11 protein-coding genes are annotated in these 16,055 nt (G+C 26.7%); all 11 read left to right on the top strand.

Features of this window, described 5'->3' with window-relative positions:
• Positions 1-129 precede the first annotated feature (129 nt).
• Complete coding sequence (locus I4V51_RS06640) at positions 130-708, top strand: BRCT domain-containing protein (RefSeq protein ID WP_195987538.1); 579 nt, start codon at positions 130-132, stop codon at positions 706-708.
• Positions 709-731: 23 nt separating this feature from the next.
• Positions 732-1,526 (top strand): histidinol-phosphatase HisJ, encoded by a 795-nt coding sequence (gene hisJ / locus I4V51_RS06635; protein ID WP_195987537.1) that lies wholly within the window; start codon positions 732-734, stop codon positions 1,524-1,526.
• A 37-nt stretch (positions 1,527-1,563) separates the two neighbouring features.
• Positions 1,564-2,259: a hypothetical protein gene (locus tag I4V51_RS06630; protein WP_195987536.1), complete on the top strand. Its 696-nt coding sequence runs from the start codon at positions 1,564-1,566 to the stop codon at positions 2,257-2,259.
• A 157-nt stretch (positions 2,260-2,416) separates the two neighbouring features.
• Positions 2,417-3,289, top strand: a complete 873-nt coding sequence (locus tag I4V51_RS06625; RefSeq protein WP_195987535.1) for an ATP-binding protein — start codon at positions 2,417-2,419, stop codon at positions 3,287-3,289.
• A 404-nt stretch (positions 3,290-3,693) separates the two neighbouring features.
• A complete protein-coding gene (locus I4V51_RS06620; RefSeq protein WP_195987534.1) occupies positions 3,694-3,882 on the top strand; it encodes a DUF4250 domain-containing protein in 189 nt (62 codons plus the stop codon).
• 340 nt (positions 3,883-4,222) lie between these two features.
• Positions 4,223-5,587, top strand: coding sequence for an MATE family efflux transporter (locus I4V51_RS06615; RefSeq protein ID WP_195987533.1), 1,365 nt, complete (start codon positions 4,223-4,225; stop codon positions 5,585-5,587).
• Positions 5,588-5,806: 219 nt separating this feature from the next.
• A complete protein-coding gene (locus I4V51_RS06610; RefSeq protein ID WP_195987532.1) occupies positions 5,807-8,902 on the top strand; it encodes an immunoglobulin-like domain-containing protein in 3,096 nt (1,031 codons plus the stop codon).
• 166 nt (positions 8,903-9,068) lie between these two features.
• Complete coding sequence (locus tag I4V51_RS06605; RefSeq protein ID WP_195987531.1) at positions 9,069-10,868, top strand: histidine kinase; 1,800 nt, start codon at positions 9,069-9,071, stop codon at positions 10,866-10,868.
• Positions 10,868-12,466, top strand: coding sequence for a response regulator (locus tag I4V51_RS06600; RefSeq protein WP_195987530.1), 1,599 nt, complete (start codon positions 10,868-10,870; stop codon positions 12,464-12,466). The genes I4V51_RS06605 and I4V51_RS06600 overlap by 1 nt, the downstream gene beginning before the upstream one ends.
• A gap of 105 nt (positions 12,467-12,571) precedes the next feature.
• Positions 12,572-14,470 (top strand): beta-N-acetylhexosaminidase, encoded by a 1,899-nt coding sequence (locus I4V51_RS06595; protein WP_195987529.1) that lies wholly within the window; start codon positions 12,572-12,574, stop codon positions 14,468-14,470.
• A gap of 191 nt (positions 14,471-14,661) precedes the next feature.
• Positions 14,662-15,972, top strand: coding sequence for an ABC transporter substrate-binding protein (locus I4V51_RS06590; RefSeq protein ID WP_195987528.1), 1,311 nt, complete (start codon positions 14,662-14,664; stop codon positions 15,970-15,972).
• Positions 15,973-16,055 lie beyond the last annotated feature (83 nt).

The raw sequence follows: 16,055 nt of genomic DNA, 5'->3' as shown, positions 1-16,055 counted from the left end.
GTTAGTATTTTTTATAATTAATAAGTGATATAATAGAAATTAAATGTTTTTCATAATTTAATGAAATAAAAAAATAACAAATGATAAAAAGAGATTATTTTTATATTTTTAGTTAAGGATGATATATAAATGCAAGAAAGAATAGACTATAAAATTTTTAATTTTCAATTAGCGAAAGAAATATTAGGTGGAAAAAATGTAGTATTCACAGGAAGAGGGTTTTTAGTCAGGGGAGAGCTAATGAGATTGGCAAGACAAGCAGGGGCTAATGTAGATTCTGTAGTAACGAAGAAATGTGATATTTTAATAGTTGGAGAAAAGCCAGGAAGTAAGTTAAGAAAGGCTAAGATTTTAGGGTGTGAAATAATTACTATTTCAGATTTCAAAGATATATTACAAGGAAAGATTATGAAAGATGAAATAGAAATAGATGATACTTTGAATATAGATATAGGAAATGATGAAAAAGAAACAATAAATATTTTAAGAAAAAATATTTTATTACTTGTAGTTAATGAGACTATAAGAGAAAGAGTAGTTAGAGGGATTAAGTTAAATGGTGGAAATATAGTAAGAAATATATCTGAAAGTGATATATTAGTTTATCAACCTAGTTCAGGGTTTAATGAAGTTTTAGAAAAAGCAAAAAGTTTAAATATAGAAATATTAACTTTAGGTACATTTAATAAACTGCTTATGAGTAAGTAAATTAATGTTTAGGAGAGGGTAGTGTGAATAAAGGAAGAGACGGACACGTTCATAGTCATTATTGTCCACATGGAAGCAATGATAGCTTTGAAATGTATTTAGAAAATGCAATTAATAAAGGAATTTGTGAAATAACCTTTACTGAGCATATGACAATGCCAGAAGATATAGTAATAGAAGGAATGGAAAATAATTTTTTAGATAGTGTTTCACCAAGTATTGAAAATATAGATAAGTATATTAATGAAGTAAGGTATTATAAGGAAAAATATAAAGGTAAGATTAAAATTAATGTTGGATTAGAAGTAGATTATTTAGAGGGATACGAAGAGTTTACTAAAAAATTACTTAATAAATATGGGGATATATTAGAAGATTCCATTTTATCAACTCATATTGGAAAATATAAGGAAAGATATTATTGTTTTGATTGTATTGAATCTTTTGAAGTGTTATTAAAAGAGATAGGAAGTATAGAAAAACTATATGATTTATATTATAATACATTATTGAAATCAATAAAATGCAATTTAGGTAAATTTAAACCCAAAAGGATAGGACATCCAACTTTGGTTAGGATATTTAATAAAAAATATCCAATAAATTATTCTAATGTAGAACTTTTTAAAAAAATTATGGATGAACTAAATAAAAGAAATTATGAGCTTGATTATAATACAGCCGGGTTAAGAAAAATATTTTGTGGTGAAATATATCCTAGTGGAGAATTTTTTGAAATGGCTATAATAAACAATGTGAAAATGGTTTATGGTTCAGATTCACATGTTGCAAGTGATATAGGTTTTAATTTTAAATAAATTAGTTTATTAGATATAAATATTAAGGAGGAATTTTATGAGAAGCTTAAGATTAAGAAGGATACTAGTTAGTATAGCACTATCATGTGCTATATTTGGAGCAGTAGGTTGTACAAAAGATACTACTAATGGGAAAGAAAATTCAAATATAGCAGTAGATAATTTAAATAAAGAAGATTCAAGCGATAAGACAGAAAATAATAATACAGAAAGTAATAAGACAGAAAATGGTGACTTGGAAGAAATTGGTAGCATAGAAGAAAATACTGAAAAGGAAGCGGATATAAAGTCAATAGAAATGGTTTTATACTCAAAAGATGCAAATACAGAAGAGGAAGTAATAATAGGAAAAGTTGATATAAATGAAACTTTATCATTAGATGAAAAGTTGAAGGATTTAGCAAGTAATTTAAGTGAAAAAGCATTTAATAATCTTCCTATTGATCTTGTTAAAGTTAATGATGTTGATGGGAAGAAAATAGCATTATTTAATCTTGAGGAAATAGGTGAAAATGCTAAAGATATTACTTTTGATAAATATACTGGAGTAAATTGGGTTAATAATTATTTCGCTGGTTCTACCGGAGGAAATATAACAGAGTATACCTTGATAAAAACATTATTACAAAGTAATTATAATGGTGAGTGGATAGATGGATTAGAGTTCACTTACAAAAACTCTAAAATAGAATTTGATCATGTTCCAGAATTGAAAGAAATTATATATAGATAATATAAATTAGGTGAAGTTATAGTTGTTATAGTAGGCATATTAAAAAGTATTAATTTGCCTACTATAATATATATTAAGTGAAAATTATCAAATAGTTGCTTTTATTTTATAATTTAAGTAAAATTGATTTTGTTATTAAAAATATGAGGTGATAATTATGAGTAGTATAGCAGGTCATGGATGTGAAAGAATAGTTCCAGAAGAAGCTAAAAAAACTCTTGAGGAAATAGAAAGAAGTATAGTTAAAAGATATAGAAAACCAATTTGGTCTAAGTTTATAAAAGCTGTTAAAGATTATGAACTTATTGAAGAAGGCGATAGAATAGCTGTTGCAATATCAGGTGGTAAGGATTCTTTACTTATGGCTAAGTTATTTCAAGAGCTGAAAAAGCATGGGCAAGTAAATTTTGAAGTTGAATTTATAGCAATGGACCCAGGATATCATCCACAAATTAAAGAGTTACTTATTGAAAATTGTGAACATTTAAATATTCCAGTACATATATATGAGTCAAAAATATTTGAGATAATTGATGAAAAAGCTAAGGATTATCCTTGTTATCTTTGTGCAAGAATGAGAAGAGGTTCATTATATAATAAAGCAAGAGAACTTGGATGTAATAAATTAGCCCTTGGACATCACTATAATGATGTAATAGAAACTACAATGCTAAATGTTCTTTATGCAGGAAACTTTAAAACAATGTTACCTAAATTAAGGGCAGATAACTTTGAAGGAATAGAGTTAATTAGACCACTTTATTATGTTGAAGAAGAAGCTATTAAGAGATTTATTAAATATACTGGGCTTTGGCCATTAAACTGTGCATGTATGGTAGCTGCAGAAAAGATAGGTAATAAGAGACATGAAATTAAAGATTTAATTGCAGAATTAAAGAAAAACTTTAATGATGTTGATAAATCAATATTTAAGGCTGCAGCAAATGTTAATATGAATTCAATTTTAGGATGGGAAAAGGATGGAGAGAAATATTCATTCTTAGATCCAGAGACACCAAAAAATAAATAATAGGTGTATTTATAAGATATTTTGAGGGAATAAAACAAGCTATCTTGCTAATACTAAGTATATAATTACTTAGTGGAGGTGATATTATGGCAAAAAAAGGTCAAAGAGCAACATGGGAAAATGATCATTTTGAAGGTCCTAAAAAACCAGCAGCAGCAAGAGTGCCTGAAGTAAATAAAGTTGGTAAGAATAAATAGTTTGTCTTTCTATAAAAATTATATAAATATTATTATTAAGCTAAAGTACATATAATTATGGACTTTAGCTTAATTTTATATAAATCGAATTTTTAGATTAAGATAGAGGAGTATAACTGACATTTATCAGAAAAAATATAATTATGAGTAAATGTATTTTATATGATACAATTAATATAAATAATATGTGTACAAATGGAGGAATTTATGGATAAAGAAGCATTATTAAAAATGGATCCTAATATATTAGTAAGTATGATCAATATGAAGCTAAGAGATTTTTATTCTAGTTTAGATAATTATTGTGATGATATGGATATTAGTAGAAGCGTGATTGAAGAAAAATTGGCTAAAGCTGGTTATGAATATAATGTTAATTTAAATCAATTTAAGTAATTTACTAATTTGCTGTATTAATGTATAATTATACTAAATTATATTCTTATAAGTAAGTCGAGGTAAGATAATGAAGATTAAAAAGATGGGAAAGTTAGCAGTTGTATTAGCTGCATCAACTGCATTAGTTGCAACTTTAATAAATGATAAAAAAAATAAAGAAAATACTAAAGATAATTAAATATAAAATGTTTTAAATAATAATTAGATATATTATTCATTATGGAATGTATAATAAAAATAGTTAGCTATAATAATATTTAATTAGAGTTATAAATCAGAAGTGATAAATTATTTATTACTTCTATTTTATTGCAAAAAATAAGAAAGGAGTTAAGGTATGAAAAAAAAGGTAGATTTGGTATCGGACAATATCGTAAAAACATTGTTAACTTTATCATTACCTATTTTAGGTACATCATTTATTCAAATGGCTTACAGTTTGGTAGATATGATTTGGATAGGAAGAGCAGGGAGTGCAGCTGTTGCAGCAGTAGGAACAGCAGGTTTTTTTGCATGGTTCGGAAATTCAATGGTTTTGATAACTAAGACAGGAGCAGAAGTTGGAGTATCACAGGCTATTGGAAAAAATGATGATAAAGAAAGAAATTGTTATGTATATAGCAGTATTGCTTTATGTATTTTAATGTCAATAGTCTATGGAGTTATATTAATAGTTTTAAAAGATGAATTTATAGGATTCTTTAATCTTGGAGATCCTGTAATAATAAAAATGTCTATTGATTATTTAATAATAATATCTATAGGGATGATTTGCGCATTTTTAAATCCACAATTTACAGGTATATTTACTGCGTCAGGAAATAGTAAAACACCTTTTGTAGTTAATACAGTTGGACTTATTATGAATATAATATTAGATCCAATATTAATTTTTGGTATTGGTGGGATAAAACCCTTAGGTGTTGTAGGTGCTGCATTAGCAACAGTACTTTCACAAGTGTTAGTTACTATAATATTTATATATACATTTATAAAAAATGGATATAATTTTAGTTTTAGTAACAAGAAATTTATAAAATTAAAGTACATAAAAAAGATTTGTATTTTAGGGGGACCTACAGCAGTTCAAAATTGCTTATTTACATTCTTCTCAATGCTTATAGGAAGAATTGTAGCAAGTGCAGGACCAGTATCAATTGCAGTTCAAAAAGTTGGATCTCAAATAGAGTCTATATCATGGATGACAGCAGGTGGATTTGCTAGTGCACTAACAGCATTTGTGGGGCAAAATTATGGAGCAAAAAGAAATGATAGGGTTATAAAAGGTTATATTAGTACTATAATTATTTCTTGTATTTTAGGGGTATTTACAACTATACTCTTAGTATTTGTTGGAGGTCCAATCTTTTCAATTTTCATAAATGAAAAAGAAGCTATTTTGCAAGGTATAGATTATTTAAGGATATTAGGATACTCTCAATTATTTATGTGTCTAGAAATAACTACATCAGGAGCATTTTATGGAGTAGGTAAGACAATAACTCCATCAATAGTAGGTATTATATTTACTGGACTAAGGGTGCCAGTTGCAATGTTATTATTCAAACCAGAATTATTAGGAATTAATGGAGTATGGTGGAGTATAAGTGGAAGTAGTATGATTAAAGGAATATTATTAGTAATGCTATTTTACTTTATGGTAATAATACCTTTAAAAAGGGATATAAAATTTAATAATTAGATAGTAGAAGACAAATATATAATTTATTTTGATAATAATATATTTGTCTTTTTTATTATTAAATATGAAATTATAAGGTGTTTAGAATGAAAGTAATTAGATATAAAGTAAAGTCATAAAATAATATAATATATCATGGAAGAAAATAGAAAATAAAAGTAAGATTAAGTAGAAACAATTATATATGATAAATGTAAATTAATGGGAGGGTAAATGGTAATGAAAAATAAAAAGTTAGTTAGGAGTATAGCAACAATTTTATTTTTTAATCTAGCAACAAATACTATATGTTCTGCGGAGGCAATAAAAAAATTTGATAGCGAATATATATGTATGTTGGAAAAAGAAAGTTCTATAGAAAATTTATTGAAAAATGCAAGATTTGAAGAAGAAGGTACTAATGGGATAATTCCAAGTTGGAAGATTTGGAATGGAGGTAGTAAATCTCCGGGGATAGATTTAGAAAATGCATATGAAGGAAACAAATGTGCATATATAGTTGAGAATAGTTCAATAGCACAGGTAATAAATAATTTAAAGCCTTATACAACATATGAATATAAATGTTATATAAAACTTGAAAATAATGAAGATAGTGCTATCATTGGTGTAAAGGATTACGGCGGGGAAGAGATTAAGAAAAATGTTACTGGAAATATCTATACAGAATATACTATTAAATTTACTACAGGAAATCAAAGTAAAGCTGAAATTTATTTGTGGGATGGAGCTGGATTAAGCAAAAGTGGTAAGGCATTTATAGATAATGTATCTTTGGTAGAAACAACAGATAAAGGTGATGCTGAAGTAAAGTTAAATATGAATGAGTTAAAAATATCAGTTGGTGAAAGATATGAATTATTATCAAAGGTTATCCCTAACAGTGTAGTAGATAAAGGTGTAACTTATACAAGTAACAATGAAAATGTAGTTACAGTAGATAGTAATGGAATTATAACTGCAGTAGGTGAAGGTGAAGCAGTTATTACAGCTACTCCGGACTCTGGAGGAACATCATCTACATGTAAAGTAAACGTAACAAAAGATAAGCAACCTTGGTATACAGATGACGAATCAAGATGGACGCTAGTAATGGAAGATGAATTTGAAGGTGATCAGTTAGATACTTCAAAATGGACAGTAAGAGGAAAAGAATATAAAACTTATCATAGGTCTGATATGGTATCAGTTGAAGATGGAAAGCTAAAATTAGGAATACAAAGAGAACCTGATGGACAAGTAGTTTTAGGTAGAGTTGATAATCATGCTGAAGATTTTTCAGAAAACAAAACTAAGTTTGATCAAAAATATGGCTTTTTTGAAGCAAGTGCTAAAATACCGCCTACAGAACAAACGTATTTTGCTTTCTGGATGTTTAATTATCCAGGAGTATTTAATGTAGATGGTACAGGTAGGGAAGGAACTGAAATAGATATTACAGAAACTGTTTTTCAAGGCGATTCAACAGAGAGTACATTACATTGGGATGGATATGAAAGATGGCATAAAAGTAAATCAAGTCATAGAAAGTCAGCACCTAATATTCATGACGGATTTCATAGATATGGCTTAGAATGGGATGAAGATACATTGAAATTCTATTTTGATGGAAAGTTAACATGGACGTATGAAGGGCCAGCTGTACCTTGGGTAAAGGAAATATTAATATTATCTAGTGGATTAGGTATGTGGGGAGAAGGAAATATAAATAATGCAGATTTACCTTATGTTGCAGAAGTTGATTGGGTAAGAGTGTATACAAAGGATGGTTATGATGATAGAACTGATGGAATAAAGCCTATTTTATATGGTTTAAATGATATTAAAATTGCTATTAATAGTGACGATGATTTAATGAGTGGTGTATGGGCAATAGATAATAAAGATGATGAAAGTGAATTAAGTAAGTATATTACAATTGATGAGAAGTCTTTAGATAGATCAGCAGAAGGTATATATAATGTAATTTATTCAGTAGAAGATAAATCAGGAAATATAGAGAGTAAGGAAAGAGAAGTTTATGTTGTAGAAGAGTCTGAGGTGAAAAATAAAGTATTCAATGGTAAGTTTAAAGATCAGACTTTAGATAAATGGAGTGTTTCAGATCAAACAGGGCAAAGTATTGATTCTAACAATGCTGGAATAGTAAATGATGAAATGCAAGGAAGTTATGCATATTTAAGTCAAAAAAAGACAGCTGAACAAGTTGTAAATATAAAGCCAGATACTACTTATAGATTAAGGGCAAAAGTAAGAGGAGAGAATGCTTCTTCTAGAATAGAAATTGGAAGTGAAATGTATGGAAGAGATAAGCAACAAGCCTTTGCAGAAGGAAATGAGTGGCAAGAGATTGAAGTTGAGTTTACAACTGATATAGAGCATACAACTGCTTTAATATACATTCATAACCTTAATGATAATGAAAAGATATTTTTTGATGATGTAATTGTTGAAGAAATAGATAATAGAGATAAAGATGCACCAATAATAACAGGAATAAGTGATATTAGAATTCCATTAGGTAGTGAGTTTGATCCAAAGTATGGAGTTAATGCAAATGATAATAATGATGGAGATTTAACTGTTTGGGTAGATGTTAAGGGAAAGGTAAATATAAATAAGGTAGGAACTTATACTCTTACTTATTATGTTAAAGATATTGCATTAAATGAAACGATAGTTAATAGAATAGTGACTGTTTATGATGAAAACTTTACTGTTATGAATACTGCTCCAGAAATACATGGTGCAGAGAATATTAAAATAACTAAGGGAAATTCATTTGATATTACTAAAGGAGTAACGGCAAATGATAAGGAAGATGGAGATATTACATCTAATATAATAATTGAAGGTAAAATTGATGTAAATATAGTTGGAGAATATAAAATAGTATATAGAGTTGAAGATAGTAAAGGGGCAATTAAAACAATTGAAAGAATTGTAAGCGTAGTTGAAGATGAAGTAATAGAAGTAGATAAATCTAAATTAACTAATCTAATAAATAAATCAGAAAAGTTAGATCCATCAAGATATACTAATGAAAGCTGGAAAGTGTTAAATGATGCAATATTAAAGGCTAAATTAGTACTTGAAGATAAACAAGCAACAATAGAGCAAGTAAAGAAGGCTGAAGAAGATTTAGAGAGTGCAATAAATGGACTAGTTTATAAAGAAAATAACGATAAAGAAAATAACGATCAAAAGCCTGTTTTACCACAAACAGGAGGTGTTGTTAGTTCGTTATTTGCAATAGCAATAGGAACTGGATTAATGTATAGTGGTATCAAAAATATTAACAAGAAAAGAAAATAGTAGTAATTAAATTTGAGTATTAGAATGTAGAAAATTTATAATTTTCTACATTCTTTTAATTAATTATACATTAATGAGTATTGGAATGCTATACATTGTAAAAATAAACAATATATGATAATATTTTGATAATATACCTAATTCAAATAGGGGGAATAAGAGCAGTATGATTAAAATTAGTATTACAAAAAAATATTTTATAGCATTTACATCAATAATAGTCTTACCTATAGTAGTTGTTGGGTATCTTTTATATAGAGGTTATACAGGAATAGTTTTACAGAATGTATCTAATAAATCAGAAGAGTTATTAACTACTATAAGTACTCAAATTGAAGAGAAAAGCAGAGAAGCTCAATTAATTTTATCAACACTTGCTACAGATAGAGTAAATACACTTGAAGGTAATAGACATTTATGTGAATTGGTAAGTCTTTGGGATGAAACTAATGAGATAAGAATGAGATATGAATTATCAAAGGGAATAGATAATGAGCTAGATGAAATATTTTCTTATATAAATGGATTAGGAAGTATAAGTTTCTATTTAGAAAATGAGGGATTTTATTTTTATAGGGATTATCCAGAAAAAGATGAGATACTTATTCGTCAAGAAAAATGGTATAAGGAAGCTGTTGAAAACCCAGGTAAAGCTATAATTATAAATTCTTTTGAAAACGTTATAAATGATAAGGATAACAACTCTTATATATCAGCAGTAATATCACCTATAAAAGGTAACTATGAAAATAATGTTGAATTAATTTTAATAAATATGAAAATTAAATTATTTAATAATATAGCAAAAGATAAGGAGTATCAACTTTCTAGTAATACAATAATATTGGATAAGAATGATAAAGTAATATTTTCTAAGGATAAAACACTAATTGGAGATGAACAAATAGATAATAATAAAGTAAACTGGGGTAATATAGCAGTTAATGACAGTGTAAAATTAAAGATAAATGATGATGATTTTATGGTTTATGCTAAAGTAATTCCCAAAATAAAATGGAAAATAATAAATCTTTCTAATTATAACGATATAATAAAAAGTATTAACTATATAAATAAAATGTCAATTGTATTAATAATTATAATATTAGTTTTATTTATAATATTTTCTATGTATTTTTTAAGTGGAATAATTATCCCTATACATAATTTAACAAATGAAATGAGAAAAATGAGATATGGAGATTTAGATGTACAGGTTAATATAAAAGATGATAGTGAGATAGGAGAACTAGCAGATACTTTTAATATTATGGTAAAGGATTTAAAAAATTTAATTGAAGAAAACAATAATAAAGAAAGATTAAGAAATGAGGCTGAGATGGAAGCTCTTCAAGCACAGATTAATCCACATTTTATAGCTAATACATTAAGTTCTATACGATTTATGGCAATGATGGCAAAGATGAATAATATACGAGAAATGACAGAGGCTTTCATAAATATAGTTACAGCTTCTTTTAATAGAAATAGTAAATATAATACCATAGAAAAAGAAATAGAGATGTTAAGAAGTTATGTATATATTATGAAGGTTAGACATGGAAATAAATATGATGTTAATTTTGAAGTTGAGGAAGGTATTAAAGATAAATTAGTTTTAAAAATGTTGATTCAACCGATTCTAGAAAATGCTATATTACATGGAGTTAGTAGCCTAGATTATAAAGGGAGTATAAAGGTTATTTTTAAAAATATATGTGAGGATTTGATTGTAGAAGTAATAGATAACGGAATAGGAATAAGTAAAGAAGAGATTAATAGACTTCTTTCTATAGATTGTAGAAACAATAAGGGATTTACAAGCATAGGTGTAAAAAATGTAAACAAAAGAATTAAACTTAATTTTGGTGAAAAATATGGAATAGATGTAGAAAGTATTATTGGAGAATATACAAAGATAAAAATATTAATGCCTATAATTACAGGAAAGATGGAGAGGGTATAATGTACAATATAATGATAGTTGATGATGAGCCAATTTTTAGCTTAGCTATTAAATCAATTAGTAACTGGGAAGAAAATAATATTAATATTGCATACGAAGCTGAAAATGGTAGACAAGCATTAAAAATTTTAGAAGAAAAAGATGATATTGATATAATTATAACTGACTTAAATATGCCAGTAATGGACGGAATTGATTTTATAAAAAGTATAAAAAATAGAGGATTAAAGCAAAAAATAGTAGTTATAAGTGGGTATGAAGATTATGATTTAGTAAGAAAAGCTTTTAAATTAGGTGTTGAAGATTACTTGTTAAAAACTGAAATAGATGAAACTAATTTACTAGAGTTATTAAAAAAATTAATAAATGATGTAAATGAAAATAAATCACAAATATATATAAAATCAAAAGAAGAAAAGATTCTATTAAAAGAGAGTATTTTAAAAAGGTTGATAGATAGTACATCTACTATTGAATTAGAGAGAAGTATTATAAAAAATAATATTAACTTATGCGAAAGCAATATTATTTCTCTTTTTTTATGGGTTGATGATTACTATGAGATAGAAGAAAAGTTTAAAGCTTCAGGATTGAAAAATTTTGTTGAATTAGTTAAAAATACAATTAAGAATGTTGTGGATAAGGAGGAGTATGGAGAAATAGTTGTATTATCACCACAAGAATATGTTGTTATTTTTTCAGCTAAAAAGTGTGATATAAAATATTTAAGAAATAAGATAGAAAATATAATAAATAATATTATGGGTGCTTTATTTAATTATCTTAACATTACAGTAACTATTGGAGTTGGAAGTATAGTACAAGATTATGCTAATGTTAGTAAGAGTTATAAGCATTCTGAAAGAAACGTTCGCTTCAGATTTTTATTAGGTAAAAATAGAGCAATATTTAATAGTGATATATCTAATCTTGAAATTAAGGATTATAAGAGTATTTTAAAAAAGATAGATAATTTTTCAGAAGCTTTAAAAGAAGGGGATAAACAGAAAAGTATTATTGAACTTAATGAAGTATTTAAGGCAATTAAGGAAACAAAATATAATGAGTTAAACTATATTAGATTATATTATTCAGATATAGTATTTAGCATTATTAATTCTATAAAAGGGCTTAATGTTGAAATAGAAGATGTTTTAGGTGATGATGAAAAACTTTATGAAAAAATAAGTGAATATGAAACATATAGTGAAATGAATAGATGGATTAGTAGTATGGCCTTAAAATTTATAGAATATAGAGAAAAAAATAAGAAAACTAAATATAGTTATACAATAAGAAGGGCGATAAAGTATATAGAGGAGAATTATGATGATCCTAATTTATCAATTAAAAAGGTTAGTAGTTGTGTAGAATTAAGTGAAAGTTATTTTAGTGTGCTTTTTTCAAGTGAAGTAGGTGAAAATTTTAAGGATTATATTATTAATTTAAGAGTGAATAAAGCTAAAAAGTTAATTGAAGAAACAAATATGAAAATTTATGAAATATGTGAGGAAGTTGGCTACAGAAATGTAGAACACTTTAGTAGAATATTTAAAAAGGTAATAGGTGTTAGTCCAAATATTTTTAAAAAGAATTAGATATCAATAAAAAGAATGAGATATCATTTTAAGGATGTATATATATAAGTATAATATTAGATATAAAGAGATTTTAAAAGTTAGTGTATTAAAGGGTGATAGGTTATGGAATTAAAATTATTAGGATTAGACAGTGAGTTTGAGAGCGTTGTATCTAATGTAAGTAAGTTATTTAATATTTATTTAAAAGATGAAGGAGAAGAAATTAAAGTTTTAAAACTAGAGAATGAATCAGAAAACCATATTGAGATATATATTGGAAGTAAAAATATAATACGATATAAAAATAAAAATAATTTATTTAGGGCTTTAGGATTATATGCTCAATTTATAAGTGAAGGCAAGAAGAAGTATGAATATATTGAAAAGCCTATATTAAACTCATTAACAACACTAATTGATGTGTCAAGAAATGCAGTTTATAAAGTAGAGGAAGTAAAGAAATTATTAGTTAAGTTAGCTTTTATGGGATATAGTAAGTGTATGTTATATACTGAAGATACTTATGAAATTGATGAATATGAGTATTTTGGATATTTAAGAGGAAGGTATTCTAAAAGCGAGTTAAAGGAAATAGATGATTTTGCTTATTCTATAGGTATAGAGATTATACCATGTATACAAACTTTAGGGCATTTAAAGCAGACGTTAAAGTGGGATTATGCTGAGGAAATTAGAGATACAGAAAATGTATTGTTAGTTGGAAATCAAAAAACTTATGATTTTATAGAGTGTATGATAGCTACATTAAGAAGTGTATTTAGAAGTAAAAATATACATATAGGTATGGATGAGGCAATGGATTTAGGAAGAGGTGAATATCTAACAAAAAATGGTTACAAGAATCATTATGATTTGATGATAGAACATCTTAATAAGTTATGTGAAATAGTAAAAAGATATAATTTTAAACCAATGATGTGGGATGATATGTTTTTTAGAGCAGGAGCGCCAAATGGAGATTATTATAATGTAGATTCTATAATAACAGATGAGATATCAAATAGTATACCTAAGGATTTAACTCTAATTTATTGGGATTATTATACATCAGAAGAAGATAAATACGAAATGTTTATAGAAAAGAGAAAGAAATTTAATAATAAAGTTATGTTTGCAGGTGGAGTATGGAAGTGGCTTGGATATGCACCTACATATTCAAAAACTATTCATACAACAAACTTAGCATTAAAAAAATGCAAGGAAAAAGCAATAGGAGATATAATAGCAACAGTATGGGCGGATGAAGGCGCAGAATCACCATTAGATACAGTAATGATGGGATTAATATTATTTGGAGAGCATTTTTACCATCAAGAGGTATCAGATGAGTGGTTAAATAGGAGATGTGAATTTTTAACAGGTTTATCAGTTGATGATTTTATGTCTTTAGAAGAGATTGATTTAATAGGAAATATTAAAAGACCTAATAATAATCAGTTGAATCCATCAAAGTATTTAATATATCAAGATATTTTATTAGGAGCTTTTGATAAGCATATTGAAGGTGTTGAATTAGGAAGTTATTATAATGAATTATCAGATAAATATAAGCACTTATCAAGTAAGTCTATTCAGTATAAGGATATGTTTGAATTATTTGAAGCAATAAGTAGTTTCTTAGCAATTAAAGGCGACTTAGGTGTAAAAATTAGAAAAGCATATTTAGAGGATAATAGGAATGAGTTAAGAAGAATAGTTGAAGTGAAAATACCATTATTAATTGAAAGATTAGAAAAATTTCATGAAGTTTTTAGAAAAAATTGGTACAAGAGATGTAAGGGGCATGGATTTGAAGTAATTGATATAAGATTAGGTGGAATAAGAGAAAGAGCTAATTCCACAATTTATAGATTAAATCAATATTTAGAAGGGGAAATATCAAATATAGAAGAGTTAGATGATGAGAGATTATTTTATACAAAAAATATAGATCTAGACTCCAAACAAGTATCATTTGTAAAATATCAACATATTGCAACACAAAACATTCTGACATGGTAGAAGTTGCTTTTTTATTAAAACTGCTGTATAAAAGTACAGCAGTTTTAATTTTGAAAATACATTTAAACGTGAAATGAAATATCATAAAACAGAATAAAATATCATTTCATAGGGGTTTTAAACAAAGTATAATTAAATTGTAAACGAAAACAAAATAAATGGATTTAGAATAAAGGTAAGGTGAGAAAATTATGAAATCAAAATTAATAAAAAGTATATGTGTAATAACAGCAACTATTATTACAACTAGTGTTGTATTAACAGGATGTGGTAATAGTGATTCTTCAAAAGGAAAAGGAGGTAATGAGAAGGAAATAGTTTTAACTTTAAATGATAACTCAAAGGTTGCAAATGAATATGCTATAACAAATGATATTGTAGCAAAATATAAAGAGGTAGCTCCAAATGTAACAATTGAATTAGAGTCACCTAAAGATGGTACGGATCAAGAAAATCAGTTAAAAATAAGAAAATCAGCTAATGAGTTACCAGATATAATGATTGTAAATAAAAAGCTTATGACTGATCTTAAAGATTCGTTATTACCATTGGATGAACTAGAGTCAGCTAAAAACAATGAACTGTTAGACAATGGAATGATAGATGGTAAGATATATGGATTATGTACTGGATATAACCTTGATTTTGCATTTTATAAGAAAAGTGTATTTGAAGAATTAAATCTTGAAATACCTCAAACTTGGGACGAGTTTATAGAAGTATCAAAAGCTATAAAAAATGCTGGAAAGTATATTCCAATATTAATGGGAGCAAAGGATCCATGGGTAACATTCCCTTTATATGAAGCTATGCCATTTATTGAAGCAAATAATGGAGATGTATATAGCATGATGGCTTCAACAGAGGAACCATTTTCTCCAGGACAACCTTTTTATGATGCAGTTGAAAAAATTCAAAAATTAAATGATGCAAAGGTATATGGAGATGACCCAGTTGGACTTGGATTTGATCAAGTTAAATCAATGATTGGTAATAAAGGGGCAATGCTATTATCTAGTCAATGGTTTTTGGGAGACGCTGAAAAGGCAAATAATGGTGATTTGAGTGATATTGGTGTGTTTTTAATTCCATATAGAGATTCAGCAAGCGATGAGTTTAATGTTTTAGCACATCCATCTTCAAATATCTGTATTAATAAGAATTCAGAAAATGTTGAAGAAGCTAAAAAGTTTGTTGAGTGGTACTTAAGTGAAGAGTGGTTACCTGGTCAGTTGGAAGCAATAACAGCATTTTCACCAATTAAGGGACAAGTTGTTAATTTACATCCAATGATTACAGAGGCTATGGAAGCACAAGAAAAAATTAATTTAATTACTCAAAATATTGGTGGAAATGAGGATTTTATTAAAATTAAGAATGAAATTAAATTTGATGTTGATTCATTAGGACAAGAAATAATAGCAGGAAAAGATTATAAAGTTATCATGGAAGATTTGAATAGGGCTTGGAAGGATGCAAGAGAAAAATTAGGGATTAAATAATAGGAATTAATATAGTAGTAATTATGTTAAGGAAGTAGCTAAAATTAGCTGCTTCCTAATTTATGAAGAATGGAGATGAATTT

It is taken from the genome of Clostridium sp. D53t1_180928_C8, assembly GCF_015667795.1.
Lineage (GTDB): Bacteria > Bacillota > Clostridia > Clostridiales > Clostridiaceae > Clostridium.
Note: the sequence above shows the minus strand (reverse complement) of the source record. Positions and strands in the feature narration are given on the sequence as shown.

Bases quoted from the DNA above. Each gene is read 5' to 3' on its own strand.
- I4V51_RS06630 (WP_195987536.1), top strand. From the start codon at position 1,564: ATGAGAAGCTTAAGATTAAGAAGGATACTAGTTAGTATAGCACTATCA.
- I4V51_RS06605 (WP_195987531.1), top strand. From the start codon at position 9,069: ATGATTAAAATTAGTATTACAAAAAAATATTTTATAGCATTTACATCA.
- I4V51_RS06620 (WP_195987534.1), top strand. From the start codon at position 3,694: ATGGATAAAGAAGCATTATTAAAAATGGATCCTAATATATTAGTAAGT.
- I4V51_RS06595 (WP_195987529.1), top strand. From the start codon at position 12,572: ATGGAATTAAAATTATTAGGATTAGACAGTGAGTTTGAGAGCGTTGTA.
- I4V51_RS06615 (WP_195987533.1), top strand. From the start codon at position 4,223: ATGAAAAAAAAGGTAGATTTGGTATCGGACAATATCGTAAAAACATTG.
- I4V51_RS06600 (WP_195987530.1), top strand. From the start codon at position 10,868: ATGTACAATATAATGATAGTTGATGATGAGCCAATTTTTAGCTTAGCT.
- I4V51_RS06590 (WP_195987528.1), top strand. From the start codon at position 14,662: ATGAAATCAAAATTAATAAAAAGTATATGTGTAATAACAGCAACTATT.
- I4V51_RS06610 (WP_195987532.1), top strand. From the start codon at position 5,807: ATGAAAAATAAAAAGTTAGTTAGGAGTATAGCAACAATTTTATTTTTT.
- I4V51_RS06625 (WP_195987535.1), top strand. From the start codon at position 2,417: ATGAGTAGTATAGCAGGTCATGGATGTGAAAGAATAGTTCCAGAAGAA.
- I4V51_RS06640 (WP_195987538.1), top strand. From the start codon at position 130: ATGCAAGAAAGAATAGACTATAAAATTTTTAATTTTCAATTAGCGAAA.